Below are 15,467 nucleotides of genomic sequence, written 5' to 3'. Positions count from 1 at the left end.
TTATGTCGTCTTTTCAGCCTGTTAAAATTCTAAAAAGTCAGTTATCCAATGCTACCGGGCCGCAGCGCTTGCGCAAATCACTCCTGGTCATACAACTGAGTATATCTATAGGTATCATTATTTTCAGCGGGGTGTTGTATCTGCAACTTCAGTACATCACACAAAAGAATCTGGGCTTCGACCGTGAGAATATGATTCGCGTAGAACCCACGGCAAATATATTCCGGAAGTTCGATGCTTTTAAAAACGAGTTGAGTAAACACGCCAGCATTATCAGCGTAGCTACTTCAGCCAACAACCCGCTGGATATAGGAGGCGGCAATACCGGTGTAAGCTGGCCTGGCAAACCAAAAGACCTGCGGGTAACATTCAAGACTATTGCGTGCAGCTATGAATTTCCGGAAACCTTGGGATTGAAATTGATCGATGGTCGCGGATTCTTTTCACAACCTCAGGATTCACTTCACACCGAAGTATTAATTACCGAAGAAGCCTCTAAAGTAATGGGGTTGCAAAAACCGGTGGGCACCATTATCAACATTGGCGAAAGTGCTTGTGTAATTACCGGGGTTGTTAATGATTTTCATACCAACTCGTTGCATGAAGCCCGTATGCCTGCTATACTCTTCCGCGTGCGCTATTGGAATACGTCTGCAGTATATATAAAGTATCAACCCGGCACAGCACAACAATCGCTGGCAGCTATCGGTACGGCCTATAAACAACTGGAGCCCGACTATACCATGAAGTACTGGTTTCAGGATGATACTTTTAACGAACTCTATAAAACAGAGATCACAGCCTCGAAGCTGGTGCTCATCTTTACCATTGTAGCGCTGGTTATAGCCTGTATAGGTATTGCATCGCTCGCTACCTTCAATGCCCTGCGAAAAACAAAAGAGATTGGTATACGCAGAGTATTCGGTGCCACTATATTTCAGATGCTTGTGTTGTTATTCAACGAGTTTGCCATCGTATTGCTTGTAGCGATACTGGCATCTGCGCCACTCGCCTGGTATGCTGCCGATGAATGGCTCACCGGTTTTGCCTATCACACCACTATGCCCTGGTGGGTGTTTGGTTCTACCTTTGCCGGTGTAGCATTACTCATTATACTTATCACGTGGCTGCAGGGCATGCGTGCTGCGGCATCAAGTCCGGCAAAAACACTGCGAACCGAGTAAAGCTGTAAGAAATTTGTTAAGGAATTAATCCATCAAAAACATCTCCATTCTTCAACCGGAAGGAGATGTTTTTGATATCTATATATCTATACTATAGAAGTAAAGGAAAACAGATGATGCTGCTATAAAGGCCGGTTTTCGTATTGCGAGAAGTCAGGTCTTACACGTTCGTATCCATAGAGCAGATCGGGTGTAGAAAATATGAGGTCAGCTGTAGAGCGATTGCAGGCAATGGGAATATTCCAAACCGTGGCTATACGCAGCAGCGCTTTTATATCCTGATCGTGTGGCAGTGGCTCCATCGGATCCCAGAAAAATACGAGTGCTTCGATCTTTCCTTCCGAGATCATGGCTCCGATCTGTTGATCGCCCCCGAGCGGACCACTGTGCAACATCCGGATCGGTAATTTCAACTCCTGCTCCAGCAATCTTCCGGTGGTTCCGGTAGCATAAATATCAAATTTTTCCATGCTGGCGCGGTGTAACTTCGACCATTCAATTAACTCTTTCTTCTTATTGTCGTGAGCCACAAGGGCTATGCTCTTATTCATCTGGCGAAACTTATGTGTTGCTAAAAATACGCTATTGCAGGTTACGTTCCTTCTTCTATTTTTGCCGACCTGTTTAAAAATTATGGAACAAGAGAATCTCGCACGGTGGGTTGAACAGATTGCAAAAGAATTCTCACAACCCCTCAAAAATGTTAAGGCCGTTGGCGACCTGCTAGCGGAAGGTGCTACCATTCCGTTCATCTCCCGTTACCGAAAGGAAATGACGGGCAGTATGGATGAAGTGATGATCACCAACATACGCGATCGCATTGAACAATTACGCGAATTGGATAAGCGCAGAGAAGCTGTGATCAGCTCTATCGAAAAGCAAGGCAAGCTTACGCCTGAGCTTATGTCACTGATCGTTTCTGCCGAGACACTCGCGGAACTGGAAGATATTTACCTTCCATATAAACCTAAACGCAAAACGCGCGCGAGCGTGGCGAAAGAAAAAGGTCTTGAGCCTTTGGCGCAGCGATTGTTCGACCAGGAGAAATTTGACCTCGAAGAATTTTCAAAATCATTTGTGGACGCTGAGAAGGGAGTTGCCTCCCTGGAAGAAGCCCTGGATGGTGCACGCGATATTATTGCAGAATGGATCAGTGAAAATCCGGATACACGTAAAAATGTACGCGAGATTTTCTGGAGCGAAGGCCATGTTGAGTCGCGCGTATTGAAAGGTAAAGAAAACGAAGGCCAGAAATTCAAAGACTACTTTGAATGGAATGAGCCGATCTCCAAAACACCTTCGCACCGTTTGCTGGCGATGCGCAGAGGTGAGAAAGAAGGTATCCTGGCGCTCGATATATACCCTCCGGAAGAACTCGCAATCAGTTCGATGGAACGTCAGTATATTAAAACAGAGAATGCCGCTGCCGAGCAAGTGAAGCTCGCGGTAAAAGATAGTTATAAACGTCTGCTGCGTCCGTCACTGGAAACAGAAGTGCGGATGGAATCGAAGATGAAAGCAGACGAAGAGGCGATCAAAGTATTTGCTTCTAACCTGAAAGAACTTTTGTTGGCGGCTCCGCTCGGACAAAAAAATGTATTGGCACTCGACCCAGGCTTCCGCACGGGTTGTAAAGTAGTATGCCTCGATCGTCAGGGTAAATTATTGCATCACGATGTAATATACCCGCATGAGCCGCAGCGCGAAACAGCTAAGTCGGCAGCATTGATCAAGGCACTTTGCGAGCAATATGAAATTGAAGCAATTGCTATAGGCAACGGTACGGCTGGACGCGAAACGGAGACTTTTGCAAAATCGATCGGCCTCAGCAATAAAATTATTGTAGTGATGGTGAACGAGAGCGGTGCATCGGTATACTCTGCTTCGGAAGTAGCTCGCGAAGAGTTTCCGGATAAAGATGTTACCGTGCGCGGTGCTGTTTCTATCGGAAGAAGATTAACCGATCCATTGGCTGAGTTGGTAAAGATCGATCCTAAATCTATAGGGGTAGGTCAGTATCAACACGATGTAGAGCAGACCAAACTTAAACAAGGACTGGATGACGTAGTGATGAGCTGCGTAAACTCGGTAGGTGTTGAAGTAAATACTGCAAGTAAAGAACTCCTCTCCTACGTATCCGGATTGAGCTCATCGCTTGCCAAAAATATTGTAGAGTATAGAAATCAAAATGGTCCGTTCAAAAATCGCGAGTCGCTGATGAAAGTATCGCGCCTCGGAGAAAAAGTATTTGAACAGGCTGCCGGTTTCCTTCGCATACGCGAAGCAGAAAATCCGTTGGATGCCAGTGCGGTGCACCCGGAAAGTTACCGGATCGTAGAACAGATGGCGGCCGATCTCGGATGTTCAGTAAAAGACCTGATGAGCAGTGCCGAACTGCGCAAGCAACTCGACCTGAAGAAGTATGTAACAGAGAAAGTTGGTTTGCCAACACTCACCGATATACTCTCAGAACTTGAAAAACCAGGACGCGATCCGCGCCAGGTATTTGAGATCTTCAGTTTTACGGATGGTGTTAATACCATTGGTGATTTGAAGATTGGTATGTCACTCCCCGGCATTGTTACCAACGTAACCAACTTCGGTGCCTTTGTCGATATTGGTGTACACCAGGATGGATTGGTTCACATCAGTCACTTGTCGGATAAGTTTATCAAGGATCCGAAAGAAGTTGTAACAGTTCAGCAGAAGGTAAAAGTTACCGTTGTGGAAGTAGATGCTCCCCGCAAGCGCATCGGGCTTTCCATGAAGAGCAATCCGTTTGCAGACCAGGCTCCGACAGGAAGTTCATCGCAGTCGCGCGGAAAAAAAGACAACAAGCCGAAAGAAAAAGAAGCCAGTATGGAAGAGAAACTTGCTATGCTGGTAAGCAAATTCAAAAAGTAAGCTTCATGCTAAAAGCTGAAAGTTGAAAGCATAAAGTAAAAAGCCTAGAGCTGAGAGTCCGAAAGATTTTCACTTTAGGCTTTTTTATTTTGAACCTGAAACTTTAAACCAGAAACCATGAACATTAAGCTTTTGCTTCAAGCTTTTGGGCTATCATGCTTTAAGCCGTGAGCATTCATGCTTTGCGCATATTTCACCTATCTTAGCACTCCATATTTTTTTTAAATTATGCTACCAAACCAGAATCCAACCGAAACCACAGCCTGGCAAAGGCTTGAGATGCTCTTTCTCACCATACAGGCTACACACATGCGTGAGCTGTTTGAAGAAGATGCTAACCGCTTTGAAAAGTTTCATGCGAAGTTTAACGACATCCTGGTAGATTACTCCAAGAGCATTGCCAACGAAGAAGTTATCAAGGAATTGATTGCTCTGGCTAACGAAGTAGAATTGAAAGATGCAATCGCTGCCATGTTTCGCGGTGAAGCAATCAACCAGACAGAAGGCCGTTCGGTATTACACATTGCCCTGCGTAACCGGGCCAATACCCCTATCGTTGCAGACGGTGCCGATGTAATGCCGGAAGTAAACAAGGTACTTGATCAGATGAAAGCATTTTCATCCAGTCTCCTGAGCGGAACGTGGAAAGGCTTTACCGGTAAAGCCATTACCGATATAGTAAATATAGGTATAGGAGGTTCTGACCTTGGCCCTTATATGGTAACGGAGGCACTTCGCCCCTATTGGAAAAATATAACGCCACACTTTGTATCCAACGTAGATGGCACACATATAGCCGAAACACTCAAGCGCGTTAATCCGGAAACAACCTTGTTCATCATCGCTTCCAAAACCTTTACCACGCAAGAGACCATGACCAACGCAGAGTCTGCACGCGCGTGGTTCCTCGAAAAAACCGGAGGTAACGGAGAAGTAGCGAAACACTTTGTAGCCGTATCTACCAACCAGAAAGAAGTAACGAAGTTCGGTATAGCACCGGAGAATATGTTTGTGTTCTGGGATTGGGTTGGTGGCCGATATTCCCTGTGGTCGTCTATAGGTTTATCTATAGTCTGCACCATTGGCTTTGAGAATTTTGAAAAATTACTCGAAGGTGCTCATGCCATGGACAATCACTTTAAGAATGAGCCCTTCGAAAAAAATATACCGGTTATACTCGCCCTGCTGGGTATATGGTATAATAATTTCTTCGGAGCAGCATCGGAAGCTATACTTCCCTACGATCAATACATGCACCGCTTCGCAGCCTATTTCCAGCAAGGCAATATGGAGAGCAATGGTAAATCGATCGATCGTAATGGTGATGCAGTAACGTATCAGACGGGCCCTATCATTTGGGGAGAGCCCGGCACCAATGGTCAGCATGCTTTCTACCAGCTTATACACCAGGGAACAAAAATGATCCCATGCGATTTTATCGCTCCCGCTATCAGTCAAAATCCGATCGGTGATCATCACGATAAATTACTCTCCAACTTCTTCGCACAAACCGAAGCGTTAATGAAAGGTAAAACACGTGATGAAGTAGAGAAAGAACTCGCTGCTATAGGTATGGATAAAGAAGCGATTGCTTTTCATGCACCGTTCCGCGTGTTCGATGGCAACCGCCCGAGCAATAGCATTCTCTTCAGGAAGCTGACTCCCGAAACACTTGGCAGTCTGATCGCGCTATATGAACACAAGATTTTTACCCAGGGAATTATCTGGAATATCTTCAGTTTCGATCAGTGGGGTGTTGAACTTGGAAAAGTATTAGCCAAGAAGATTCTTCCTGAACTCACAGCCGCAGGCGAAATCACTTCGCACGACTCTTCTACGAATGGGTTAATCAATTATTTCAAACGATTGAAATCTGAATGATCTAGTAATTGATTGCAAAATATTAACAGTACATTATTTTTGATGGATTTTTCAACCAGATGAGCAATAAAATTTCGAAGATCGGAGTGTTCACATCGGGTGGCGATGCTCCGGGAATGAACGCAGCCATCCGTGCTGTAGTGCGGGCCTGCACCTACTACCAGGTAGATTGTGTTGGCGTTATGCGCGGTTATGAGGGGATGATTGAAGGTGACTTTGAGCAACTCGATGCACGTTGGGTAGGTAACATTCTGCAACGTGGAGGCACTGTATTAAAGTCGGCACGCAGCAAAGAATTTCGTACACCGGAAGGGCGACTGAAGGCACTGGGTAAATTAAGAAGTGAAGGTATAGATGCACTCATTGCTATAGGTGGCGATGGTACATTTACCGGTCTTCATAAATTTTACCAGGAGTTTGCTATACCATCGATCTGTATACCGGGTACCATTGACAATGACTTGTCTGGTACAGACTATACAATCGGGTATGATACAGCTACCAATACAGCCGTAGAAGCGATCGATAAGATTCGTGATACTGCACTTTCTCACAACCGTCTCTTCTTTATTGAAGTGATGGGACGTAACTCAGGCTATATCGCGATCAACAGTGGTATTGCAGGAGGTGCTGCTGCAATCGTTATACCTGAAGAGACGATGACGTTCGATGAACTTTATAAGATTTTAGGTGCTGGCGAAGAAACTAATAAGAAATCAAATCTTGTTGTGGTGGCGGAAGGATCCAAGATCGGAGACGCGCATACACTGGCCAAGATGGTAGCTGAACGTTCTTCTTATTTCGATATTAAAGTAACAGTGCTCGGACACCTGCAGCGTGGTGGCGCTCCTACTTACTTCGACAGAGTACTGGCGAGTCGTATGGGTGTGGCTGCGGTAGAAGGTTTACTGCATGGAAAGAATGATGTGATGGTGGGTATAAAAGATAACAAGATCGTATATAACGACTTCGATACCATCATGCAAAAGCATCACGATATCGATGATGAGTCGTTGCGGATAGCCAAGATACTCTCGATCTAAAGAACCAATCCAAACCAATCAATAATTCAAAATTTTACCATGAAAGAACTAACCATTGGAATCGACATCGGAGGAACGAATACCAAGTACGGTATAGTTGATCGCGATGGCAATGTTGTTTTCCAGGGCAGCATTTCAACAACCGAGTATGAAGAGTTCAAAGATTACTTCGGTGGATTAGCGGAAGCGTTACGCAAGGCAACATCCACTATATCTTTTGCTCACAAGATTATCGGTGTAGGTGTAGGCGCTGCAAACGGAAATTATTACAAAGGAACCATTGAGCGTGCTACCAACCTTCCCTGGAAAGGTATCATTCCATTGGCTGATATGTTCAAGGAAGAATTTGATATACCGGCTATTGTAACCAACGATGCCAACGCGGCAGCGGTAGGCGAAATGGTATACGGTTCAGCAAAAGGTATGAAAGACTTTGTGGTGATCACACTCGGCACAGGTCTGGGCAGTGGCTTTGTTTGCAACGGTCACTTGCTAAATGGTAAACATGGTATAGCCGGTGAAGTAGGGCACACATCGGTAAACCCTGCCGGTCGTTTCTGTAACTGCGGAAAACGCGGATGCCTGGAAACATACGTATCGGCTACGGGTATAAAACGTACAGTATATAAACTTCTGGCCGATCACCTCGAGCCAAGCGAACTGCGTGGCATCAGCTTCGATAATCTTACTACCAAGATGATCACCGAAGCAGCCGTACGCGGAGATGTAGTGGCGCTCGCAGCGTTTGAATATACCGGACGCATTCTCGGTATGAAGCTCGCTGAAACAGTTGTGCATACCGATCCGGAAGCAATCTTTCTCTTCGGAGGTTTATCACTTGCAGGCGATCTGATCTTCAAGCCAACCATCAAACACATGGAGGCTAACCTGATGCCGCTGTTCCGTGGTAAAGTAAAAGTACTTCCTTCGGGATTGCAGAACCAGGCAGCGCCTATATTAGGGGCCAGCAGTCTGGTATGGAATTACCTCGACAACAAACAACTGAAAGAAGAGATATATTAACAGAAACTATATTTTCACAAAAGAAAAAGTCGGATGCAAATCCGACTTTTTTATTTATAACGCTTTGCCACTCTCACCGGCTCAACAGCAGTATATATCTTTATCAACCCGATCATGCATAATTCTCCAGAACTTGTTTTAGCGATGAATTTTCCGGCACGCCTATTCTCTTTTTCAGGCGATAGCGCGATTGCTTTACACTTTCGGCAGAGATACCCAACATGGTAGCTGCTTCTTTCACCGACAGATTTAATTTTGTAATAGCTGCAAGCCGAAGCTCGGATGCCGTTATACCCGGATGTTTATAACGAAGGGAGCTAAAGAAACGAGGGTATACTTCTTCAAAGAGAATTTTAAAATTCTCCCATTCTTCATCGGTATGAATCTTCAACTGCAATATGCGGCTAAACTTATCCATGTTGTCATCTGCTATAGCTCCGCCATTTTTCAAGGCATCGAGCTCCTCATTGATACTGGTGATAATAGCCGATTTCTCTAACAGAGTTTGAGTATATTGTAGTAGCTGACGCTGCTTGGCAGAGAGTATATTTTTCGTTCGGTTATATACCAGAAAGCCCAGCAGAAACGCTAACAGGAAAAGACAAATTAGTAAACCTATAAAAGTATTTCTTCGAAAGATACCGGATTCATATCTCTCCACCTGGGCGGCCATTTGTATATCTTTCTTCTCCATCTCATAGCCATGCACCATTTGCTCGATCGATACTCTGTTCGATTCTTTTTTAACGGAGTCGTTCAATACAGTATAGGATGATAAAAATTCATACGCCTTCGACAGATTTCCCAACTGTTTATAAATATTCTCCAGACGCTTATAATTTTGCAGAGTATATAAATTTATATGATCCGACTTCGCTAACGCCAATCCTTTCTCCGTCATTGCCAGCGCTCGTTGAGGCATCCCTTTCGCCAGATAGATCTCACCATATATACCATAGATTTCGGCCATGATATTATTATGATGCTCCGTGGCCAGCTTCAATGCTTCATCAAGAACTTGCAGGGCAGCAGAATAATTTTTATACTTTAAATGAAGGACACTGGTATTTACCAATGAAAATATAAGCGGATGGCTATGATCAATTTCTCTGCTCCGGCCAATAGCTTCATTATAATATTGCATGGCCAGCGTATCTTTACCCAGCATCTGGTAGGCATATCCAATATTATACAAAGCCGTTACAGGTCCTTTTTTATTCCCTGCCTGTTTCCATATCTCAATAGCCCTGTTATAATATTGTATACCTTCATCAAATTTACCCTCCATAATATAGGTAGCCCCTATATCGTGTAAATCCAAGGCAACCTCCCGCAGATCTTTTCGCTTCTCTCCTATACGCAAGGCTTCTAAAAAGCATTCAATGGCCTTACCATTGTTTCCGGCTTCCGCATATCCCGATCCTAAATAGCCATAAGCATCAGCAATCCCCTTCTCATACGAAATTCTTTTAGCAATTTCCAATGCTTCGTGTGCCGCTTCAATCATTTTAATTGCATCTGCTTCACTATAATTAGAGGCTAGTTCATTGAGGCAATTAACCCGGTTAGTATCATCCGGAAATGTTTTGAGCACAGACAACAGGCTATCGACCTTGGTTTGCTGCGCATGCAGCATCGAGCATGAAACCAGTAATAACAGCGTTGTGAGGGTATATATTCTGCCGGGCATAACAAATTCTGCAACAAAAGTATATCGAACGTGCAGCGTTGTTCTTTCCTTTTAGACTGAAATATTACAAGTATATAAAGTTGTTGTTAATATAACTTCGCGCGCGTTTATGAGCCATGTAACCTTTCCATCATCACGTTAACCGCGGCATAAAAATCCATGGGTATATTTTGTTAATCAACATCCTCACTTTTTTGTACGGAATACTTTTCAGCATTGTCACTTTTTTGTAGGAATAATCCCTTCAGTATGGGCAACAGACAGAATTTCTTTGCGCACGAGTTGTAATACGACTCTCTCTCTATATATAGCACAACCTCACCGTGATCGATGCTGTGGAAAAAAAAACTGAATTAAAGTCATTGCCTTTATAACAAATCAAAATGTCAGTCTAAAAAAACAATTCATGAATGTGCTTGCTAAAAATCTGTTAGTCTTTTTCTGCCTGGTGTTTCTTTTTATACCGAAAAACGCTGCTGCGCAGGATGAAAAATTTCAGGCTATTTTTCTCTATAAGTTTATCGAGAATGTAAACTGGCCTGACGACCGAAGAAATTTGGTGGTAGGAATTATAGGCCAATCCAGCGTGCAGGATGAACTTGAAAAAATAATCCAGACTCGCAACGGTACCATTAAGGTAAAGCAGATCGTATCCGAAGAAGCAGCCGAATGCGATGTAGTATTCCTTCCTAAAAAAGGAAATTCATGGCTGCATGCTATTGTCGAGAACACAAACCGGAAGAGCGTGCTGATCGTGACTGAAACAGCCGGACTTACCAAGCAGGGAGCCTGTATCAGTTTTGTACGCGATAAAAACAAGCTTGGCTTCGCGGTGAATAAATCTACACTCGACATAAGAAGCCTCAAAGTATCCAGTTCACTCCTAAATCTGAGTCAGGAGATATAGTCCTGCCCTGCTTTATATCCTCCGGTTGTAAAAAATAAACCAAGTCTATAAAACAAAAACGCAAATGAAAAAAGCTATACCTATTTCTATTCGGAGACTCTACCTATTGGTGAGGCTGCCCTTGCAGGCCGTATTCCTCCTGGCATGTATACTTCTTGCCAATAAAACCGCTGCACAAAGCGAACAGGTTACTGTAAAAGGTACAGTTATTGACTATGCTTCCAATCTTCCACTGGCAGGTGCTACGGTTCTTGCAGAAGGCACCACCAATGGCGTTACGACCGATGCTCATGGTGCATATACTATAGATGTACCGGCTAACGCGGTATTGGTATTTACCTTTGTTGGCTACGATACCGAAAAGGCTTCGGTTAATAATCGTTCTACCATCGACATTTCATTGATACCCAGTCTTGAAATACTTACCCAAGTAGTGGTGGTTGGTTATGGCGAGCAAAAGAAAACAGACATTACGGGGTCTGTAAGTTCTCTCTCGCACGATGCCTACAAAGATCAACCGATCGTAACGCCATCCGCTGCGTTGCAGGGAAGAATTGCCGGTGTATCGGTGCAAACTGTATCGGGTGCTCCGGGTGGAGAAGTAAAGATTCGCGTGCGCGGAATGAACTCGATCAACTCCAGCAACGATCCCCTGTATGTAGTCGATGGTATAGCCCTGTTCAGTGCCGGGTTAAGCGACATTAACGTAAATGATATCGAGTCTATAGAAGTATTGAAAGATGCATCCGCTACCTCGATCTACGGATCGCGCGGATCAAATGGTGTAGTGCTGATCACAACCAAAAAAGGAAAAGCCGATCACACCAAAATAGAGTATAACAGTTTTGTTTCGTTTAGCACTGTACGAAAAAAATACGATCTGATCGATGCCGTTGGTTATGCTAAACTGGTAAATCATATTGCAGGCAGCACGGTATTTTCAGACCCCGATGCATTGGCAGGTACAGGCACCGATTGGCAGGATGCTATATTTCGTACCAGTGTAACGCAAAGTCATCAGCTATCAGCTTCCGGAGGAACAGAGAAAGCACGATACTATATATCCGGTTATTATGTAAATCAACCTGGTCTGGTAATCAACAGCGGGCAGAAGAAATATGCGTTTCGCTCCAATATAGATGCCAAGCTCAGCGAGAAGATAAATCTCAATGTAGGTCTTTTTGTTTCTCACCAGCAATCGCACAATACGGATGATCCTGGTGACAGAAATATATCTGTGATTACACCCGCTATATCGTGGGGGCCGACAGAAAAAATATACAGCAGTCCGGGAGTATATAATCGTACAAGCTCCATCGGGTTCCCCATAACGGTTAATCCATACCTGCTTGCCAAAGAGCGTTCAAATGATGCTACTACCAACGCCATGATTTTGAACAGTACTATAAAATACGATATAACGGACTGGCTATCGTACGACCTGGTGCTGGGGGTAAACGCAAACCTCGGAAGCAGCGCATACCTATACAATCATTGGATATCACCTACCAATCCAAGCTCGGGGCAAAGCTCTTCCCAGAGTTATACTCTGCAGAACAGTAATATTGTTACGTTCCATAAAATGTTCAATGATATACATGACGTTAAACTTACCGGTGTTGTGGAAGAAACATCCAGCAACTATAAAAGCATAGCAGCCAATGGTGGTGGCTTGACATCCGAAACCAATGGTTACTATAACCTGGCACTGAACAAAACACAAAGCATCAGTTCTGACTATAGCAATTGGGGACTGCTCTCGTATGTAGGACGTCTCTCGTATGTATTGAAAGATAAATACCTGTTCATGGCAACCTATCGTGTAGATGGTTCTTCCAAATTTCAGGGATCAAACAAATGGGGATACTTTCCTTCTGTAGCCGCGGGCTGGCGTCTTTCTGAAGAGTCGTTCATCAAAGAACTGAATATCTTTACTAATTTGAAATTGCGTGGAAGCTATGGCAAAACCGGTAACCAGGCCGTTACGCCCTATAGTACATTGGGCTTGCTCGATAAAAGTCAATTCTCATACGGAACAACAACAATATATCCCGGCTATACGGTGGGTAATCCATCAAACCCTAATCTGAAATGGGAAACTACGGTGCAGACCAACGTTGGTTTAGAGATGGCATTCCTCAATGGAAAAATAAATGTCACGACCGATTACTATGTAAAGAATACAAAAGACCTGTTGCTGAATAAACCTATACCGCTATACGATGGTGGCGGAAGTATGCTGGTAAACCTGGGTAAAGTACAGAACAAGGGATTGGAAGTTACGGTGAACGGAAGTATAATCGATAGCGAAAAACTTTCGTGGACGGCAGGATTCAACGTTACTTCTTACAGGAATAAAGTAATAAGTCTCGGTGGTGATGATATCATCAACCTGGAATACCTCGCACATGGTCTTATCAACACCAACATACAGGTTGTAAAAGTAGGCCAGCCGTTGGGAGCATTCTACCTGATTCCATGGCAAGGTGTATACCAGCAAAATGACGGTACACATACAGCCGGAGAAGCTAAATATGAAGATGTAAGCGGCAATGGAACGATCGGCTATGAAGACCGGAAAATTGTTGGCAGCTCTACTCCTAAATTTCTGTTTGGTATCAACAATAATTTACGCTACAGGAATCTCGAGCTGAATATATTCATCCAGGGAAGTGAAGGTAATAAAGTATTCAATGCAGTATATGCCGATATAGCGGCATCCAACAGTACAGTAAAATATCCGACACTGGCTGCTGCTGCAAATTACTGGACACCGGAAAATACCGGGTCTACCTTTGCCGATCCGGCTTCTGCTAATAAAACGCAGATCGAGTCAACACAATTTTTACAGAATGGCAGCTATGTTCGATTGAAGAATATAAGTCTGTCGTATAGTCTGCCGAAAGACATGCTGAAATTCGCCAACCTGAAATTGACAGTAAGTGCACAAAATTTACTGACACTTACACACTATATAGGTTTTGATCCGGAGATTACCTCTACAGGTTTATCAACAACCGGCACCAGCGATGCCTATGGCGGATTGGATGTAGGTGCATATCCGACAGCAAAATCATTCTCTGTAGGCTTACAGGCGATCTTCTAACCCGTATCATTTTACTAACATAGAATATAGTTATATGAAAAAATATATAGCCATGGCAGGTTTACTCTTCCTGTCATTCTCATGCTCCGATCTTCTCACCGAAGATCCAAAAGCAAGTTTAACAACCGAAGGCTTTTATAAAACAGCCAGCGACCTGGACCTGGCAACTACCGGACTATATAACCTGATTGGTCTCACCTTTAATCAAACGGCAGGCTTTGCTTCTACATTTGGTTCCGATGAAATGACTTCGAACCGCGATGGTAACAAAGCTTCTTGGTCGGACTTTGATACCTTTCAGGCAACCTCATCCAACAATTTACTAGCATTCTGGTGGACGAATTTCTACAAGACTATAAAATCGTGCAACGTGTTGCTGGCAAATTATACTGAGGCAACCGATGCTACTGAAACAGCGCTGAACAACGCAGCCGGACAGGCATACTACCTGCGCGCCATGAGTTATTTCTTTCTGACGCGTGTGTGGGGAGAAATTCCATTGGTGACGGATGCATCCACCAACTATACCCGGGAGAAAGCCTCTGTACAGGATATATATACCCAGATCATCTCAGATCTTCAGCAGGCAGAAACCATGTTGCCTGACACATGGAAAAATGATAGCAAGCGATATCAAAACGGCGTAAACATCGCCCCCACTACCGGATCAGCCAAGGCATTGCTGGCGAATGTATATTTAACCATGGCCGGATGGCCGCTGAAACAAACCGATAAATATGCACTCGCTGCAGCCAAGGCAAAAGAAGTGATCGATAATAAAGCCACGTATGGCTACTCGCTGGTAGATATAAATATACTATGGAAGAAAGAGAACAACTTCAGCAGCGAAACGGTATATGGCATCTATTACAATACCAATATTGCGGAGTTTGTTTACCCGAATACCAACATGATGATACTCGCCTATAGTCCCAGTGACGAAGGTGCCTGGGGAGATGCTTATGGTGAATTGAGTTTTTATAAGCGATTTCCCAGCGGTGCCCGGAAAGATGCAACTTATCAGATGGTATATTACCCGAACAACGATCCGACTAAAGCCATTGACTATACCGAGACAACCTATAAACATCCTTACTTCCAGAAGTATAGAGATGACGATGCGTTTAATCCTACCAACCACGTAACCTCCAATTGGATTGGCAGCCATACGGTACCGGTTATTCGTTATGCCGAAGTATTACTTACCTATGCAGAAGCAAAAGCGATGGCTGATGGAGTTGATGCCACTGCCTATGACGCTATCAACGAAGTACGAACACGTGCCGGTTTGAAAAATCTGACAACCGGTCTATCAGCCGAAGCTTTCCGCGATTCAGTAGTTGTTGAACGTGGTTGGGAGTTTGCCGGCTGCGAACCTGCTGCACGCTGGTTCGATCTGCAAAGAACTGAAACAGTAGCAAAAGCAAATTCAAATCGCGATGCATCAGAAACAAAACTGGTAGGCACACCGAATGATGTTACACACGCATTCTATTGGGCAGAGATCCCGATCTACGATCAGTTACTGGATGGAACGCTTGTAGCTCAGTGATCGGTTATCCGTGAATAGCTAATCGCGAGTGAGAGATTAGAATGTAGATTTGTACTTCGACATTCTTTATTCCTTGTTCTATTGTTCGTTATTCATACGTGAGAAAAAATAGAAGCTAAAAGTGGAGAGCTGAAAGTAAATACGGCTCTCTGCTTTTAGCTTTCTGCATTTTGAATA

10 protein-coding genes are annotated in these 15,467 nt (G+C 44.0%); 8 read left to right on the top strand and 2 right to left on the bottom strand.

All coding sequences use genetic code 11. The annotated features are described in order from the left end of the window. A partial coding sequence (locus VIN08_RS15860; RefSeq protein WP_331967047.1) for an ABC transporter permease occupies positions 1-1,184 on the top strand: 1,184 nt, incomplete at its 5' end. Between the two features lie 122 nt (positions 1,185-1,306). Here the strand turns inward: VIN08_RS15860 and VIN08_RS15855 are convergent. Further along, positions 1,307-1,735: a methylglyoxal synthase gene (locus VIN08_RS15855; RefSeq protein ID WP_331967045.1), complete on the bottom strand. Its 429-nt coding sequence runs from the start codon at positions 1,733-1,735 to the stop codon at positions 1,307-1,309. Between the two features lie 82 nt (positions 1,736-1,817). On the opposite strand from VIN08_RS15855, the gene VIN08_RS15850 reads away from it, so the two are divergent. The 4 genes from VIN08_RS15850 (at position 1,818) to VIN08_RS15835 (ending at position 8,035) form a co-directional block, all read left to right on the top strand. Beyond that, positions 1,818-4,088 carry a Tex family protein gene (locus tag VIN08_RS15850; protein WP_331967043.1) on the top strand — a complete coding sequence of 757 codons (2,271 nt, stop codon included), beginning with the start codon at positions 1,818-1,820 and terminating at the stop codon, positions 4,086-4,088. A gap of 228 nt (positions 4,089-4,316) precedes the next feature. Then, a complete protein-coding gene (gene pgi, locus VIN08_RS15845) occupies positions 4,317-5,969 on the top strand; it encodes a glucose-6-phosphate isomerase (protein ID WP_331967041.1) in 1,653 nt (550 codons plus the stop codon). A 59-nt stretch (positions 5,970-6,028) separates the two neighbouring features. Further along, on the top strand, positions 6,029-7,012 hold the full coding sequence (pfkA, locus tag VIN08_RS15840) for a 6-phosphofructokinase (RefSeq protein WP_331967039.1): 984 nt from the start codon (positions 6,029-6,031) through the stop codon (positions 7,010-7,012). Between the two features lie 39 nt (positions 7,013-7,051). Further along, positions 7,052-8,035, top strand: coding sequence for an ROK family protein (locus VIN08_RS15835; RefSeq protein WP_331967037.1), 984 nt, complete (start codon positions 7,052-7,054; stop codon positions 8,033-8,035). Between the two features lie 112 nt (positions 8,036-8,147). On the opposite strand, the gene VIN08_RS15830 is transcribed toward VIN08_RS15835, so the two are convergent. After that, a complete protein-coding gene (locus tag VIN08_RS15830) occupies positions 8,148-9,725 on the bottom strand; it encodes a tetratricopeptide repeat protein (protein WP_331967035.1) in 1,578 nt (525 codons plus the stop codon). Positions 9,726-10,131: 406 nt separating this feature from the next. Here VIN08_RS15830 and VIN08_RS15825 point away from each other — a divergent pair, with 406 nt between their 5' ends. From VIN08_RS15825 to VIN08_RS15815, 3 genes are all read left to right on the top strand, one after another. Further along, on the top strand, positions 10,132-10,632 hold the full coding sequence (locus VIN08_RS15825) for a YfiR family protein (RefSeq protein WP_331967033.1): 501 nt from the start codon (positions 10,132-10,134) through the stop codon (positions 10,630-10,632). Between the two features lie 64 nt (positions 10,633-10,696). After that, complete coding sequence (locus tag VIN08_RS15820) at positions 10,697-13,738, top strand: TonB-dependent receptor (protein ID WP_331967032.1); 3,042 nt, start codon at positions 10,697-10,699, stop codon at positions 13,736-13,738. A 34-nt stretch (positions 13,739-13,772) separates the two neighbouring features. Then, positions 13,773-15,290 carry a RagB/SusD family nutrient uptake outer membrane protein gene (locus VIN08_RS15815; protein WP_331967030.1) on the top strand — a complete coding sequence of 506 codons (1,518 nt, stop codon included), beginning with the start codon at positions 13,773-13,775 and terminating at the stop codon, positions 15,288-15,290. The last annotated feature ends 177 nt before the right edge of the window (positions 15,291-15,467 follow it).

Source organism: Ohtaekwangia sp. (assembly GCF_036568665.1).
In the GTDB taxonomy this organism is placed as follows: domain Bacteria; phylum Bacteroidota; class Bacteroidia; order Cytophagales; family Cyclobacteriaceae; genus Ohtaekwangia.
This window is presented reverse-complemented; position numbering and strand designations above follow the sequence as displayed.